Origin of the sequence: Mesorhizobium erdmanii USDA 3471 (genome assembly GCF_000472705.1) — a bacterium.
In the GTDB taxonomy this organism is placed as follows: Bacteria; Pseudomonadota; Alphaproteobacteria; order Rhizobiales; family Rhizobiaceae; genus Mesorhizobium; species Mesorhizobium erdmanii.
In genome coordinates, this window is the sequence record NZ_AXAE01000021.1 from 146,089 (window position 1) to 161,346 (window position 15,258).

At 63.2% G+C, this 15,258-nt stretch carries 16 protein-coding genes; 3 read left to right on the forward strand and 13 right to left on the reverse strand.

All coding sequences use genetic code 11. The annotated features are described in order from the left end of the window. Positions 1 to 106: 106 nt before the first annotated feature. The 4 genes from A3AU_RS0118220 to A3AU_RS0118235 form a co-directional block, all read right to left on the reverse strand. Positions 107 to 487, reverse strand: coding sequence for a PTS glucitol/sorbitol transporter subunit IIA (locus tag A3AU_RS0118220; RefSeq protein ID WP_027054141.1), 381 nt, complete (start codon positions 485 to 487; stop codon positions 107 to 109). Between the two features lie 27 nt (positions 488 to 514). Continuing rightward, entirely contained in the window at positions 515 to 1,519 is a 1,005-nt protein-coding gene (srlE, locus tag A3AU_RS0118225) for a PTS glucitol/sorbitol transporter subunit IIB (protein WP_027054142.1), read from the reverse strand. A 16-nt stretch (positions 1,520 to 1,535) separates the two neighbouring features. Beyond that, positions 1,536 to 2,297 carry a PTS glucitol/sorbitol transporter subunit IIC gene (srlA, locus tag A3AU_RS0118230; protein WP_027054143.1) on the reverse strand — a complete coding sequence of 254 codons (762 nt, stop codon included), beginning with the start codon at positions 2,295 to 2,297 and terminating at the stop codon, positions 1,536 to 1,538. Positions 2,298 to 2,462: 165 nt separating this feature from the next. Then, entirely contained in the window at positions 2,463 to 2,900 is a 438-nt protein-coding gene (locus tag A3AU_RS0118235) for a transcriptional regulator GutM (RefSeq protein ID WP_027054144.1), read from the reverse strand. Between the two features lie 192 nt (positions 2,901 to 3,092). Here A3AU_RS0118235 and A3AU_RS0118240 point away from each other — a divergent pair, with 192 nt between their 5' ends. Beyond that, positions 3,093 to 3,734: a hypothetical protein gene (locus A3AU_RS0118240; protein ID WP_027054145.1), complete on the forward strand. Its 642-nt coding sequence runs from the start codon at positions 3,093 to 3,095 to the stop codon at positions 3,732 to 3,734. A 101-nt stretch (positions 3,735 to 3,835) separates the two neighbouring features. Beyond that, entirely contained in the window at positions 3,836 to 4,510 is a 675-nt protein-coding gene (locus tag A3AU_RS0118245) for an HAD family hydrolase (RefSeq protein ID WP_027054146.1), read from the forward strand. 11 nt (positions 4,511 to 4,521) lie between these two features. Here the strand turns inward: A3AU_RS0118245 and A3AU_RS0118250 are convergent, their stop codons facing one another. The 7 genes from A3AU_RS0118250 to A3AU_RS0118280 form a co-directional block, all read right to left on the reverse strand. Continuing rightward, positions 4,522 to 5,607 (reverse strand): DUF930 domain-containing protein, encoded by a 1,086-nt coding sequence (locus tag A3AU_RS0118250; protein WP_418001070.1) that lies wholly within the window; start codon positions 5,605 to 5,607, stop codon positions 4,522 to 4,524. A 97-nt stretch (positions 5,608 to 5,704) separates the two neighbouring features. Next, a complete protein-coding gene (locus tag A3AU_RS0118255; protein ID WP_027054148.1) occupies positions 5,705 to 6,868 on the reverse strand; it encodes a DUF930 domain-containing protein in 1,164 nt (387 codons plus the stop codon). Between the two features lie 93 nt (positions 6,869 to 6,961). Then, a complete protein-coding gene (gene surE / locus A3AU_RS0118260) occupies positions 6,962 to 7,705 on the reverse strand; it encodes a 5'/3'-nucleotidase SurE (RefSeq protein ID WP_027054149.1) in 744 nt (247 codons plus the stop codon). Beyond that, positions 7,680 to 8,867, reverse strand: coding sequence for an MBL fold metallo-hydrolase (locus A3AU_RS0118265; protein ID WP_032917619.1), 1,188 nt, complete (start codon positions 8,865 to 8,867; stop codon positions 7,680 to 7,682). Before A3AU_RS0118265 ends, surE begins: the two co-directional genes overlap by 26 nt. Next, the gene (locus A3AU_RS0118270) at positions 8,867 to 9,943 is read right to left on the reverse strand and encodes an ABC transporter ATP-binding protein (RefSeq protein WP_027054151.1); all 1,077 of its coding nucleotides are present in this window, start codon (positions 9,941 to 9,943) and stop codon (positions 8,867 to 8,869) included. Before A3AU_RS0118270 ends, A3AU_RS0118265 begins: the two co-directional genes overlap by 1 nt. Next, positions 9,931 to 11,634, reverse strand: coding sequence for an ABC transporter permease (locus tag A3AU_RS0118275; protein ID WP_027054152.1), 1,704 nt, complete (start codon positions 11,632 to 11,634; stop codon positions 9,931 to 9,933). The genes A3AU_RS0118270 and A3AU_RS0118275 overlap by 13 nt, the downstream gene beginning before the upstream one ends. Positions 11,635 to 11,699: 65 nt before the next feature. Continuing rightward, a complete protein-coding gene (locus A3AU_RS0118280) occupies positions 11,700 to 12,686 on the reverse strand; it encodes an ABC transporter substrate-binding protein (RefSeq protein ID WP_027054153.1) in 987 nt (328 codons plus the stop codon). Between the two features lie 261 nt (positions 12,687 to 12,947). Here A3AU_RS0118280 and A3AU_RS0118285 point away from each other — a divergent pair, with 261 nt between their 5' ends. Beyond that, the gene (locus A3AU_RS0118285; RefSeq protein ID WP_027054154.1) at positions 12,948 to 13,919 is read left to right on the forward strand and encodes a sugar-binding transcriptional regulator; all 972 of its coding nucleotides are present in this window, start codon (positions 12,948 to 12,950) and stop codon (positions 13,917 to 13,919) included. A gap of 20 nt (positions 13,920 to 13,939) precedes the next feature. Here A3AU_RS0118285 and A3AU_RS0118290 read toward each other — a convergent pair whose 3' ends face one another. Both A3AU_RS0118290 and A3AU_RS0118295 read right to left on the reverse strand, forming a co-directional pair. Continuing rightward, positions 13,940 to 14,308 (reverse strand): hypothetical protein, encoded by a 369-nt coding sequence (locus A3AU_RS0118290; RefSeq protein ID WP_027054155.1) that lies wholly within the window; start codon positions 14,306 to 14,308, stop codon positions 13,940 to 13,942. 176 nt (positions 14,309 to 14,484) lie between these two features. Further along, positions 14,485 to 15,258: 2-oxo acid dehydrogenase subunit E2 (locus tag A3AU_RS0118295; protein WP_027054156.1), on the reverse strand; the 774-nt coding region annotated here is incomplete at its 5' end.

Sequence of the window (15,258 nt, forward strand, 5' to 3'; positions counted from 1 at the left end):
AGACCAGATGGGTCGCGGCGCTGGGCGCGTTGCGCTTCAAGTTCTTTGTTTGGATGTCGTTACCCCAAAACCGCTACGCACTTTTGGGCGACATCCATTTGTGCTGTCAGGCGGCGATGGTGATGATCACGTCTGTCTTGAGGGCGGATACCAGCGCCTGGGCATCGACTTGCGATGCGCAGATTTCACCCGGCCTCTCGGCCTCGGGAGCGCCGTTGAACGAAATGACGACATGGCCCATTTCGAGCACCTTGCTCCAGGCGCTGGAGCCGACCGCCGTTATGACGGCTGAAACCGGGCCGATGGTGATCGAAGCGCCCCTGGCGGGCGCTCCGTCACTTGGTCCCTGCTCCGTCCTGTGCAGCACGGAGACTTCGGCAAGCTCGGGCGGCGAGCCATCCGCGAACAGGATGACCACGCCCCCTTCGGCAAGGTCCGCCACTTCGGGTCCGATTGCAGTGACCCGTGTCTTGAGAAGAACCGACATATGGCGAACCTCGTTGTTGTTGGTGTTTTAAAACACGATCAGGCTGACGACCCAGGCGATCAGCACTGAGACCGGGCCCATGATCTGGCGGCTGATGAGCACCGCCGGGACACCGATTTCGATCGTCTTCGGCTTGGCTTCGCCAAGCGCCAGGCCGACCGGCACGAAGTCGCAGCCCACCTGGGTATTGTAGGCAAACAGCGCCGGCAGGGCCATCGCCGGCGAAATCGTGCCGTTGGCGATCTGCGGGCCGATGATGGCGACGCCGATGACCTGCGCGATGACGGCGCCTGGTCCCAGGATAGGCGACAGGAACGGCAGGCCGCAGATGGCCGAGATGATGAGCAGGCCGACGATGTTGTTGGCCAGCGGACCCATCGGCTGGGCAAGCACGTCGCCGATACCGGTGTAGAGGATCAGGCCGATGAGCATGGTCACGAAGGCCATGAACGGCAGCACGTTGCGCACCACCTGGTCGATCGTGCGGCGGCCGGAATTGAAGAAGATACCGACCACCCGGCCCATGACGCGGCCGATCGAGCTGATCAGGCCGATGAGCCCGCCTTCGCTCGGCAGCGGCTGTGGCGCCGCGGTTGCATTGTTGTTGCTTGAACTCATCGATGCTGCTCCCCCCGCAGTGGTGACCGCCTCGGATCCGTCCGCCATTGTGACGTTGGCCGGCTTCACGCCCGAAACGTAGATGTCCTCGGTGATGAACTGGGCGAGCGGCCCAGCCTGGCCGACCGGCGTCAGATTGACGGTCGGAATGCGCTTGCGCGGATAGACGCCGCAGCGTGCGGTGCCGCCGCAGTCGACGACGACCACCGCCATCTCGCCTTCGACCGGCGGCGCCTTGAAGCCGTCGACGGCCGTCGCGCCGGTCATGTCGGCGATGAGCTGGGCGACTGGATGGATGCCGCCGCCGGTGACGGAGACGACCTTGTCGCGCTGCGCGGTCGGCTCGATGACGAGCGGGCCGCCCCAGCCTGTGTTGCCCCGGGAGATTTTTACGGCTTTGAATGTCTTGGCCATGATGTCCTCCCCGCCCTTACAGCTCGACGCCCTGGCGGCGTGCCATGATGGTGGTGATGCGCTCGGTCAGCATGCCCTTGAGCAGGATGACGACGAGGCCGACAATGGCGTACCAGATCGCCACCTTGACGTGGTAACCGGCGACGACGACACCCTTCTTCTCTAGCTCGAGCAGAGCCACGAGAATGCCGCCCCAGACGAAATATTCGCCGGGATTGATGTGCGGGAACAGGCCAAGCGGCGGATGCACGTAGGACACGGCCGCGTCATAGAAGGCCGGCTTGTGCTTTTCTTCCAGGAACGATCCGAACGTATAGGCCATCGGATTGGTGAGGAAGAACACTGCCAGCAGCGGCAGCAGCGTATAGCGGGTCAAGGCAATCCTGCCGGCGCCGCGCGCAAGGCCATGCACGCGCTCTTCGCCGACCAGTTCGGTGACCGCGTAGAAGGCGGTCATCAGCACCACAAGCGTGGGAATGATGCCGGTGACGAAGCCGGCGAACACTTCGCCGCCCTTCTGGAAGATGCCGATGAAGTACTTGCCGATAGCGGTCAGCCAGCCGAGCTGCTCTTCCTGCTGGACGTCCTTCAGCTTCTCCTTGAATTGATCGACGGTGATGGGTCCGCTGTCAGCTTGCGCAAGGACAACGAGATGATCGGAAGCATGCTCGACGGCGAGCTTGCCATGCAAAGCAGCATCCGAGACCATGGCACCTGCGACATGCAGATTGTGCACGGCCATGTCGGCATGCTGCGCCAACAACGAAAATACAGACATTTCTCCTCCTTATGCCGCCCGCCGGTTATCCCAGTCGGTGCGCGGCGTCCTCTAGAGCATGATGCCGAAAAGTGTGAAACGGTTTTCGGGCGACATCATGCTCTAACCCTTTGATTTAGAGGCGGATTCAGATTTCAGATTAATTTGATCTGAAATCATCCGACTCTAGGCCCTTGCTACGTTCAAACCGGATAGACCCGGCTTCTTCCCCGGCTCCGACCGTGCTTTGTCGATCTGTTCGATCGCCCGCTTCACGGCCTCGGCCACACCGGGTTCCCCCTCCCCCATGATCGCAGGGTTGGACCGGAGTCGATCGAGGGGAACACCCTCGAATTCTTCATGTCTCTTGAACTTGGTGAAGACGGAACGGCCGCTCATCACCATAACGCGGCGCACGATCAGGTCAGGCGTCACCACGACGAGCGCGATGGTGCCCTTGGCCAGCCGGCCGCGAAAATTCCCGGCTCCGACGAAGCCATCCTTGTACTGGTCGGTGACGCCGCGGAAGACGTCCGAATAGTGCCGCATCTGCAGCCAGACGCCGAGCGACTGCAGCGCCCAGACAATAACCAGCAGAAGCAGTCCCCACTGCCAAATCGCCATTCGGTTCTCCTCCCGAAGCCTTCGTTGAAGCCCACCTTGGACCGGCACGCGACAACAGCAAAGTGAGAACATTTGTTTCCGAGAATGTCAATATGTATGATATTGATGTTGCTGTCGGTCATCCACAGGGCCGCCGGCCGATTTCGGCGGCGGCACGGCTGTGCTAGCCTGTCGCCAAACGGGATATATGCAATGGAACTGCCCTTCAGGGATGAACTGGCCCTTATGCCCGACCTGCGCCACCGGTTGCGGCAGTTGCGCTGGTTCCGCGCCACTTTCCGCGGCAGCGCCAAGGTCGTCTCGGACACATTCGGCGTGCGTTTCGAGATCGACGAGGCGAAGCTGACAAGGGCGTTTCTCGACTGGGTCGAAGTCATGGAGGCCCAGAAGCGCTTTGCCGCGATAGACCGCGCCGACTTCATCGTCTTTGCCGCCGGCCTTGTGTTGCGCGAGCTGATCAAGCAGGCGCCAGCCAGGGAAATCTCCGGCCTGGCCCAGCTAACCGAGACAGACCAGAATGCCGGCACGCTTGAAATCATCCGCTTCTGGCCGGAAGGCTTCCTCTACACCAACTACTGCGTCTCGGTGATTTCAGCGATCTACGAGCAGGAGTTCGGCGCGGCGCCCAGCATCGACAAATGCGCCGACGATCTGCGCACCTGGTGGTCCTATCGCGAGAACGTCACCGAAATGCCGGCCTACGCCGTGGCTTTCCTTGACCGCTTCCTCGGTGCGGAACCGAACTGGCTCACGCCGGACCGCGCACAGTCCCGGCAAGCCATGCAGCGGGCATTGGGATCCTCCCGCGCCAGCGATGCGCTGCGCCAGCTTTGACCGCGCGCCGCCGCGCGTCCAACCGCTCTCGACACATCGCGCTATTGAACATTTGATTTTTTGCCGATAGCGATGTGCGAAATTTTTTCCGGGAGAAGCGCGTGGCGCGACCAAGGCCTGTCATTTTCGACTGCGACGGCGTTCTCGTCGACAGCGAGCCGCTGGCCGCCAGGGCCTATGAGCGCGTCTATGAAAAGCACGGCATGCCCGGCGTCCATGGCGGCATCATCGCCCAATGCGTCGGCATGAAGCAATCCGACATCATCGTCAGGATCAGGGAATTGACCGGCCACCAGTTTCCAGCGGCCGCCGACGGCGACATCTGGGCCGAGACCAAGGTGCTGTTCACCGAGGAATTGCAGCCGACGCCAGGGATCGCCGCGTTTCTGGAGACGCTAGTGGGTGACCGCTGCGTCGCCTCGTCATCGTCCGTCGAACGCATAAACCACAGCCTTGCCGTCACTGGGCTGGCGCCTTTCTTCGGCGATGCGATCTACAGCTCCTCGATGGTCAAGAACGGCAAGCCGGCGCCGGACATCTTCCTGTTCGCCGCCGCCAGGATGGGCGCAAACCCGGCCGACTGCATCGTCATCGAGGATTCGCCCTTCGGCATCCAGGGCGCGGTTGCCGCCGGCATGACAGCGATCGGCTATACCGGCGGCGGCCACACCTATGCCGAACATGCCGCGCGGTTGACGGCGGCCGGTGCCGATTTCGTCTGTGCCGACTGGCATGAAGTCAGCCGGCAATTGTCCACGCTCGGCGTACCGGCGTAGGCTGGCGGAAACTACAGAGGCCGCGGCCATTCGCTGCGTGGAATCTCAGCGCCGACACGGAAGTTCAACGACAAGACCCTCGTCGCATCGGTGTCGACCTCGCACCGGAAGCTTAGATGGTACCATGTGGTAGTCGTGCTGAAGGCGACATCCGGAGCGTCGATGACATTGCCCCCCTTCAGCGGAACTTTCGGCCACTGATAAGGAAAATAGGAGCCATCCACCAGTTGCTGTTGCAACTCGCTGGCGCAAAGTAGGGAAGCACGCTCATTGCGAGGCACACCGCCCATCGAAGTCGTGGCCAGCGCATCGCCGATAGCGCCCTGCGAGTAAAGTTTGCGAATGCCCGGGGCGCGCTGCGATGCGGACTTCGAGACCTTCGAGGGGCTAGACTTCGGCGCATTCGCGGGTTTGGGCTTCGGCGCTTCGGCCGACATGGGAAGCTCGATCTCGCCATCGGCAGCCAAAGGCGCCGGCACCGCGCCTTCTTGCTTGGCGGCGTCAAGCGCCGCCTGCTTGTCCGCATCCTGTGTGGGCTTCGCGTCCGTCGGCTGGGTTACCGGTTTCTCGTCGGCCTTGGTTGGATCTGCCTGCGGCTCGCTGTCTGGCGGCATGACAGGCTGATCGTCTGCCGGCTTCGGCTCGACGGGCGGCTTCGAAATGTCATCCTTGACCGGCGACGGCGAACCGTCCTGAGCGCTGGCTCCATCCAGGGATTTCCTCGGACCGGCATCCTTGTCGCCGAACTGAAAAACAGGTTTCAGGACCTCGACTGGCGGCGGCTTCCGCGCCTGCTTTTCCGGTGGAGGCTGCTTTTCAACTTTCTGCTCGGGTGGTTTTTCAACCTTCGGCACTGGTGGCTTTGGCGGCGGGACAGGTTTCGGCTTCGGCTGATTGGGCGGAGGCACGAGCGCGACATTGACTGGCTGCTCCTCCTGCGGCTGCTGGGGAGGCACGGACAGGCCATACACCAGGAGCGCCGCAACGAGCACGTGCAGGATCAGCGATGCGGGAATGCCCCACAACAGATACCGACGCCGTTCTTGTGCCTCGTCCTTCATCCCGACCGATGTGGAATGAAATAGCGGCAGCTTCAAGCATGGGCATTGGATTTGCGGAATTTCGCCGCTGACAGCTTGTCGACTTGGATCGTTGTACCCCGGGAGGCAATTGTACGGACCCGGCCTGCCCGGCCTAATTCAGTGGCCACCGAGTTAATTTACGTCCCGCCCATTCGCCGGGCGGAATCAATGACCCGACGCGAAAGTTGAAGGACAGGACCCTCGTCGCATTGTCGTCGACCTCGCACCGGAAGTTCAGATTATACCATTGGGTTCTGGTGCTGAAGGCGGCCTGCGGCGGGTTGAGGACATTGCCTGCGTCCAGCGGGTTATTTGGCACCCATTTGATGGCATAGTCGGCACTCTGCAATTCCTGGCTCAAAACGTTGCCGCAAAGGTTGGCCACGCGCTGAGGGCGCGGCACGTTCTCCATGGAGCTTGCGGCCAGCGCATCGCCGGTAGCGCCTTGCGAGTAAAGTTTTCGAACACCCGGAAGGCCGGAATAGATCGGCGATCCTGCTGCGGCAGTGTTCGCGGGACTTGACTTCCCTGCCTTGCCGCTTGGGGCCTTGAAGGCCCGCGCGGATTTGAAATTCATCGTCTTTGCAGGTCTGGGCTTTGCCTTTTCGGCAGAGGGCGGCGGTGCTGGCTTGTCGCCGGCCTCGGCTGCCAATGGCTTTGGCGCCACGACGGCCTGCTTCTCGTCGGTTTGCGGCGCCACCTCCTGTTGGTCCGGCTGTTTGTCAGCATCCTCCGTTGGCTGCTTCTCGTCGTTTTGCGCGGGCTTGACGTCCGGCGAGGCGGTTACCGGCTTCTCCTGAGCCTTGGCGGAATCTGGCTGTTGCTCGGGATTTGCGGCGGGGGCGGACTGGTTCGGGGCGGATTTCGGTTCGACTGGCGGCTTCGCGGCCTCCTTGGCCAGCGACGGCGCATTGGGTTGAGCGCTGCCTCCGTCGAGAGATTTCTCAGGCCCGGTATCCTTCTCGCCATATTGAAAAACGCGCTTCAGAACCGGGGCGTTCTCCGGCTTTGGCGGCGGCTCGGGCGGCTTTTCGACCTTGGGTTCCGGCGGCTTTTCGGCTTTGGCTACTTTTGGCGGCGGCGGCGGAACAGGTTTCGGCTTCGGCTGATCGGGCGGAGGCACGATCGCGACATTGACCGGCTGCTCCTCCTGCTGCTGTTGCGGAGGCTTGGCCAGGCCGTAGACGAGGGCCGCCACGATGAAGGCATGCAGGATCAGCGATGCGGGAATGCCCCACAACAGATTCCGACGCTGTTCTCCTGTCTCGCCCTTCATCCCTTCCGATGTGGAATGAAATAGCGGCAGCTTCAAGCATAAGCACTCAACTGGCGCGAACTCGCCGCTGACAGCTTGGTGATCGCAGGAAGATCAGCGCGAAATCCCACCCAGAAACTGTTCGTCGAGCCGCGTTTCGCCAAACCAGTTCAGCCGGTTGATGCCGACGAAGCCGGCATCGATCGCCTCGTTTTCGTCGCCCGGCTGACTTGCATGGGCCCGACCACGCGGCACGGTGATAACCGTGCGATCGCCGTCGCTTTCCATCACCTTGGCGGTGCGGCCGATCTTATCACGGCCGATGCGCGGCTGGCGAATTTCTGCGGGCAAGGCGGTCGGCAGGTTGACGCTGAGCCAATGACCCTCCGTCGCCCAGTGGGCGCGCGATTGCCACAGCGAAGCGATCAGCATGCCGAGCCATTGGTCGTCGCCATCGCCGAGATCGGGATTCTTCACACGCGAGAACCCGATTGCCGGGACGCCCCAGAAGGTTGCCTCCCGGGCAATGCCGAGCGTGCCGGAATAGGCGAGGTCCTCGGCGACGTTGCGGCCGTCATTGATGCCCGACAGCACCAGATCCGGCTTCTTCGCCTCGGCGAACAGCCACGTCATCGCGCTGACCACGCAATCGGCCGGGGTGCCGGAGCACGAATACCAGTTCGTCCTGACGCGCTGCATCGTCAAAGGCCTGGCGATCGTCAGCGACGAGCCGGCGGCGGTGCGCTTGCCGTCGGGCGCCACCACCCAGACATCGTCGCTCAGGCCGGTGACCGCGTTGACGAGACGGGCAAGCCCCGGCGCTTCGATGCCGTCATCGTTGCAGATCAGGATTCTCATTGTTGCTTCCTTGCGGCACCGTGATGCGCTGGCCGGTACGGCATTGCGTGCGCAGCGACGGGATGTGGTTTTTGAGGTCAGCGAGAAGATCGGTGGGGCAGGAATGTCCCAGCGCTTCGGGCCGCCCTGCCTTCTCCCAGATGTCGATATTGCCCGACAGCGTCGGATGGGTGGGCATGCGCACCCAGTCCGCCCGGCCGGCCCTGTGCAGAAGATCGCCCGGAGAACCCGCCGGAAGATGACCGGTGAGCAGCACCGGAAGCCCGGCCTCGTCGGCGCGCGGCAACAGCCGCGACGACGGGCCGGCCTCGCCCATGCCGTCATCGGCCAGCAACGGCAGCGGCGGCAAGGGATCGGCATCGGTCCAGTCGGCGGCACTTGCCAGGCGGGAACGCAAGAGTTCGGAAACATCAGGCAGAAAGGCCCCCGTAGCGCCAATCTGCGCTTCCAGGGACGAACGCATGCCGGCATGGATGGCGAAGGGCCCCGGCAGAGCCGCGATCAATTCGAGCGACCGCCCCGACAGTGGCGTCGGTAGCAGACATCCTTGCGGATGCCTCGCCACCCATTCGGAAATTTCGCGAGCCCGAGCCGCCCCCGGCACCGGATCGGCGCCATAGGACGCATCGAAGACCAGAAGATCGCAGTGCGGGATCGTGTCCATGACGAACACATTGCTGTCCGGCACCACGTCGGCCGTATAGACGACGCGGCTTTTCCCATCATCGACGGCGAACCAGACGCCGCCCACGACATGCCCAGACCGTCCGGTCCTGACCGTGAGATTGCCGGTCCGCAGCGTGTCGCCGGGTTCGAAGATCTCGATACGATGGTCCGGAACCGGAAAGCGCCTGAAATCATCCGGTTCGGCATAGGCGGCAAGCGTGGCCGGCGCCTCTGCGCGGGTCTCGGCCGTCATGAATATCGGACCGGCATAACCGCGCGACAACAGCCAGCTCAGCGCGCCGATATGATCCTCATGCGCGTGCGAGAAAAACAGCGCATCGATGTCGTCGACCGGCCCGTCGAGCGCCGGATAATAGTCCGCCCCGGCGGCGCCGACCTTGATGCCGACATCGAGCAGGATACGGTTATTAACGCTGTTGACGGCGAGACTGGTGCGGCCCTTTTCGCCAAAACCGCCGAGCAGGTCGAGCATCATCACGATGCCGTCCCCGCCGGGATCAGCCAGCCGGACTTTATGCGCAGCCGCGCCTGGGCTCCGCTGTCCAAGACGACCGGATCGGGCTGTTCGAAATGCAAGGTCAGGTCAGGACCAGCCGCAGGGGCGAATTCGATGCGCGCGCCACCGCCCTGGTAAATCACCCGTTTGACGATCCCGTCGAAGCCCGGGCCGTCCGGCGAGACGTCGAGATCGGCCGACCTGCAGCAGATCTTCGCGCCGGCGCGCGGTCGCTGACCGGGCCGGCAGCGGACCACCAGTTCGGTTCCGAGAACCCTGACCTTGCAATGGCCGCCTTCTTCGCCGGTCAGGACATCGGCCGGGAGCAAAATCCCTTGCGAGATGAAGGAGGCAACCATCTCATTTGCCGGCTCATGGTAGAGTTCGCGCGGCGTCGCCAGCTGCGCCAGGCGACCATGGTCCATCACCGCGATGCGATCGGCCAGCGCCATCGCCTCGGCCTGATCGTGGGTAATGTAGACGATGGTGGTGCCGGTGCGCTTGTGGAAAGCGGAGAATTCATCCTCCATCGAGGCCCTGAGGTGGACATCGAGATTGGCGAGCGGCTCGTCGAACAGCACCAGTGAGGGCGCGGCGACAAGGCATCGCGCCAGGGCCACGCGCTGGCGCTGGCCGCCGGAGAGATTGGCAGGCCCGCGCTCACCCAGCCCCTGCAGATTGACCAGGGCGAGCGCGTCTTCCACCTTCTGGCGCGCCACCGCCTTGTCGAGCTTCGCCACCTTCAGCGAATAGCCGATATTCTCGGCCACCGTCATATGCGGCCACAGAGCGTAATTCTGGAAGACGATGCCGACGCGCCGCTTTTCCGGCGCGACGCTGCCGCCGCTGTTGGACACGACATCGCTGCCGATGCGGATTTCGCCCGAGGTCACTTTCTCGAAACCGGCGACGAGGCGCAACAACGTCGTCTTGCCGCAACCCGAAGGCCCGAGCACGGCAAGGAACTCGCCGTCGGCGACATCGATCGACACGTCCTTGACCGCATCGAAATCGGCGAAGCTCTTGGTCACGTGGTCCAGGCTCAATCGCGCCATGGCAGAACTCCGCTCGGAAGGTAGGGGGCAAGCAGATTGGTCACCAGCATCAGCACAAAGGTGACGGCGACCGTGATCACCGACATCGCCGCCGCGTAGTTGGAATCGCCGCCCTGCTCGAAGGAAAACATTACAACGCCGATGGTTTCCGAGCCCGACGACCACAACAGCGCCGAGACGGTGAGCTCGCTGAGCGCCGTCATGAAGATCAAAAGTCCGCCGGCGATCGCCGCCGGCGCCACCAGCGGAAAGACGATGGTGCGCAGGCGCGTGAACAGGCCCGCGCCCGCCACCTGTGCCGCCTCTTCCAGCGCCCGGTCGATCTGATGATAGCCGCTGATGGTCGGCCGCAGCGCCAGCACCAGGAAACGGGCGAGATAGGCATAAAGGATGATCCAGACCGTGTTGTAGAGCTGGATGCCGGTGAGCGGAATCGGGCGCAGGAAAAGCAGCAGCGAGGCGATCGCCAGCACCACGCCGGGCAAGGCATAGGGCAGCTCGACCGAAAGGTTGAGCAGCCGCACCCAGCGCTGCTTGCCCCAAGCGATGAGATAGCCGACCGGCACGGCGACGACGACCGCGAAGAAGGCGGCGGCGATCGACAGCCAGAAGCTGTTGAAGAAGGCGCGGTTGGCGGCATCGTGCTCGAACAGCACGAAACGGTAATTGTCGAGCGTCGCCGTCTTGGCGGTCAGCGCAATGCCGTAGCCCGGGACCAGCGACGTCAGCACCAGCCCGAACAACGGCAGGAACAGCACCAGCACGATCAGCAGCCACATGCCGGCCTGTACAACCGCACGCCAGCGGCCGAGCTCATAGGGTTCGGCCGGCAGCGATGTCGAGGAAATGCGGTAGTCGCGGCGGCGGCTCATCACTTCCTGGGCGAGAATGCCGGCCATCGCGATGACGCCGATCAGCACCGACAGGAACGCCGTCTCGCCGAGCACGGCCGGACCACCGCCGGCCAGCTTCTGGTAGATGAGCGTCGGCAGGACCAGATAGTTGGCGGGGATGCCGAGGAAGGCAGGAATGCCGAAATTGCCGACGCAGGAGACGAAGGCCAGCGCCGCGGCCGCCATGATCGACGGCGTCATCAGCGGCAGCACGATAGTGACGAGCACGGTGAACCAGCCGGCACCGCCGGCCCGCGCGGCCTCGACCAGCTCGCGCGGCAACTTGCGCAGCCCGGCCCGCACCAGCAGGAACACCAGCGGGCCATATTGGACGCCGAGCAGAAGGATGATGCCCGAGGTCGAATAGAGCGGATTTTTCGTCCCGAGCGGTGGGGCCGCGCCGAACAGCTTGAGGAAGGGACTTGCCGGGCCGAACAATTGCAGCCAGGCCAGCGCCGTCACCTGCGGCGCGATCATCAGCGGCATGACGTAACACAGCACCAGCGCACCGCGGCCGCGTATGTCGGTCAGCGAGACCAGCACCGCCACCAGCGTTCCCGACAGCACGGCAAGCAAGGTGCCGCCGATGCCCACGACCAGCGTATGCCAGGTGGCGATCCAGGTGGCGGGGCTGGCAAGTCCGGCTTTTATGGCGACATCCGACACGGTGCCGCCGGGCGCCACGATCTCCTTGACGAGGCGCAGCATGGGCAACAGCGACAGCAGCACGATGACGACGGCTACCGCCGCCGTCAGGGCCATTTCCTGACCCCGGCTCTCCCTGATGCGTGTCGACATGATTGCGTTTCCTGGATCGATGCGGTGGGATGCCGCCAATCGGCATCCCACCGCGATTTGCCGGCTCAGCCGCCGAACAGTTCCTGGAACTTCGCCTTGTCGGCGTCGGTCTTGGCGACGATTGCCTTGGTGTCGAACGGCATCACCTTGACCTTGACGCCCTCCGGCAGCCAGTCGGGGCGGCCGACCGAGGCACGGGCCGGCAGATAGCCCATGGACAGCGCCAGCCTCTGGCCTTCATCCGACAGAATGAAGTCGACGAACTTCTTGGCACCGTCGACATTCTTGGCCGTCTTCATGATGGCGACCGGTTCCGTCACCGCCGGCACGCCTTCCGAGGGGAATACGAACTCGACCGGCGAGCCCTTCTTCTTGGCGTTCATCGCCATGAAGTCGACGAGGATGCCATAGGGCTTCTCGCCCGATGCCACCGACTTCAGCACCGCGCCATTGCCGCGCACGCTGACGGTGTTGTTGGTCTTCAGCTTCTGAAAGAAATCCCAGCCATAGTTGGTATCGCCGGCAAAGCCTGAAAGCAGGTAGGCGGCCGCACCCGAATAGAGCGGGCTCGGCATGACCAGGCCATCGGCGTAGGCGGGCTTGGCAAGATCGGCCCAATGCTCGGGCTTTTGCGCGGCCGCGGTGTTGTAGACGATGCCGGTGGTGATCAGCTTGCTGCCGAAATAGGTCTTGTCGGCATCATAGGCATCCGCCTCGATGCCGTCGAGCTTGGCCTCGGGATAGGCCATCAGCCGGTCGTCCTTCTTCAACAGCTCCATCGAGACCGCGTCGGCGATCAACAGCACATCGGGCTGCGGACTGCCGGCGGCGAACTCAGCCGCCATCTTGGTCAGGATATCGCTGGTTCCGGAGCGATAGATGGTTACGTCGATGCCGGGCTGCGCCTTCTTGAAGGCATCCACGGTCTTGGCCGCGTCGGCTTCTGGCTGCGATGTGTAGAGCGTCAGTGTTTCGGCATTTGCCACGCCGGCAAACAAAGTTGCCGCGAGCGCCAGCTGGCTGGCCAGCAGCTTGATGAAGTGCGTCTTCATGAGACCTCCTGTCTTGTCTGTGCATGACCGGACCGGCCCTGGCCGGCTCCCCGTCTCTTCCTCCCTGCACGGCGCATATGACTGGTGGATGACACAGCGCGTGAAACCCACAAAATATGTTCATATGTACAATGTCAATTACAAATGAACAGATATGTGCGACAATCGGCGTGGCTGAAACCGGCATGCGGTTGACATGCGGCCGGCGTTTCTCCGATGAGGGCGACGCGGCCAGCCATGACTGATGAGGGACTAGAACAGATGCCCACAGAAAAGCCCACGCCGGCCCGCCTGCCGATGGTGTCCTCCGATCTCAACGTCAAGACGGCCTGGCTCTACTATGTAGAGGGCTTCACCCAGGAACAGATCGCCGAGAAGCTGGATGTCTCCAGGGTGAAGGTGATGCGCACCCTGGCTGCCTGCACGGCCGAAGGCATCGTCGTCACCATGATCAACGCGCCGACCGCCGAACAGGTGGCGCTCGAACGGGAACTGGAAAAGCGCTGGGGCCTCAATGCCGCGGTGGTCATCCCGACGCCTTCGGCGCACGAGCATCTGGAAAAGGCGATCGGCCATGCCGTCGCCGCCTATCTCGGCGAGCAGATGCAGGACGGCATGACGCTGGCGATCGGCGGCGGCGCGACGCTGCATGCAAGCCTGGGATTCCTCGCCCGCCGACAGCTGAAACGCGCTTCGGTGGTGGCACTTGTCGGCAGCCTGCCGCATTCGCAATGGATCAACCCGTCGATCGTCGCCGCAAAGGTCGCCGATGTCTTCGAGGTCGACAGCTACCAGATCACCGCGCCGGTGATGGTCGACGATCCTTCGCTGCGCGATCTCCTGTGGGCACAGCCGACACTGCAGGATGTGCGCCGGCGGGCAGCTTCCGCCGATATCGCCTTGCTCACCGTCGGCGACATGTCGCCGGACGCCACCATCTTCCGGCATGGCATCGTCCCGTCATCGCTGATCGCGCCATTGAAGGCCAAAGGCGCGGTCGCCAACATGCTGTGCTACTTCGTCGATGTCGCCGGCAGGCTGGTCGACCACGAGGTCAACGGCCGCGTCATGGCCATTGATCTCGAAATGGTTGGCCAAGTGCCAAATGTCGTGCTCGCCGCCGGCGGAAGACGCAAGGTAGCGGCGATCCTGGCCGCACTGAAGGCCGTAAGCACCAATGTGCTGATCACCGACGGCGACACCGCCACGGCGTTGCTTGCCAAAGGTGGCTGAGACCAGATCGCCGGTTGGCGCTAAATGAGGCCGCGCTCGCGCAAAAAATCCTCAACGCCGACATGGGTCATGGATTCGAATTCGGCGATCGCCTCGGCCACACGCTTGCGCTGGGCCGCCAGCAGGGTGAACACCTGCTTCATTTCGCCGGAAACGCCAAAACGGCTCCAGCGCTCGGCAATATGAGCAGGCAGGCCGATGGCGGCACAGAATGCATCGAGACTGTCATAGCCGAGGCTGACGACAAGCTGCCTGGTCTCCTCCGCCGACATGCGCGGCTCGAATGCGTGATCGTGTAGGCGCTGCGCCACCAGCTTGATGTCGGACGGCGACGCGCCCATAACCTTGCCGAACAGGGTTTTGACATCAGACGGATCGAATGCGGGCATCTTTGGCCTCCCTTGGTCGCAATCCACCTAGAGCAATTCCAAGAAAAGTGTGAAGCGGTTTTCCGTCCGGAATTGCGTCAAGGCAAAGAGCTTAGAACATGGGTCAAGGGTAGACGCCTGACAAGTCGTTTCCATCGTAAGCCGGCGCATCATCGGCATCGGCCTACGACAAGCGTCTAGACGAGCATGCCCATCGGGTTCTCGATCAGCCGCTTGAAGGCGACCAGCAGTTCGGCGCCGAGGGCACCGTCGACGGCGCGATGGTCGGTCGACAGCGTCACCGACATGACGGTGGCGATCTTGATCTCGCCGTTCTTGACCACCGCCCGCTCTTCGCCCGCACCGACAGCCAGGATCGTCGCATGCGGCGGGTTGATGACGGCGGCGAAGTCCTTGATGCCGAACATGCCGAGATTGGAGACGGCCGTAGTGCCGCCCTGATATTCTTCCGGCTTCAGCTTACGGCTGCGGGCGCGGCTCGCCAGATCCTTCATCTCGTTGGAGATGGTGGACAGCGTCTTTTCATCCGCATGCCGGATGATCGGCGTGATCAGGCCGCCGGGGATCGACACGGCAACGCCGACATCGGCATGCTTGTGCTTGACCATGGCGCTTTCGGTCCACGACGCATTGGCATCCGGCACCGCCTTCAGCGCCATCGCCATCGCCTTGATCACCATGTCGTTGACCGACAGCTTGTAGGCCGGTGCGTCGCCCTTATCCGTCTTCCTCATCGGGGCCGCCGCATTGATCTGCGTGCGCAGCGCCAGCAGTGCGTCGAGCTCGCAGTCGAGCGTCAGGTAGAAATGCGGGATGGTGGTCTTGGCCTCGACGAGGCGGCGCGCGATGGTCTTGCGCATGTTGTCGTGCGGGACGAGGTCGTAGGAACCCTCCTCGAACAGCTTCAGCACCTGGTCGTCCGACATCGCCTTCACGGCAGGGGCGGATGC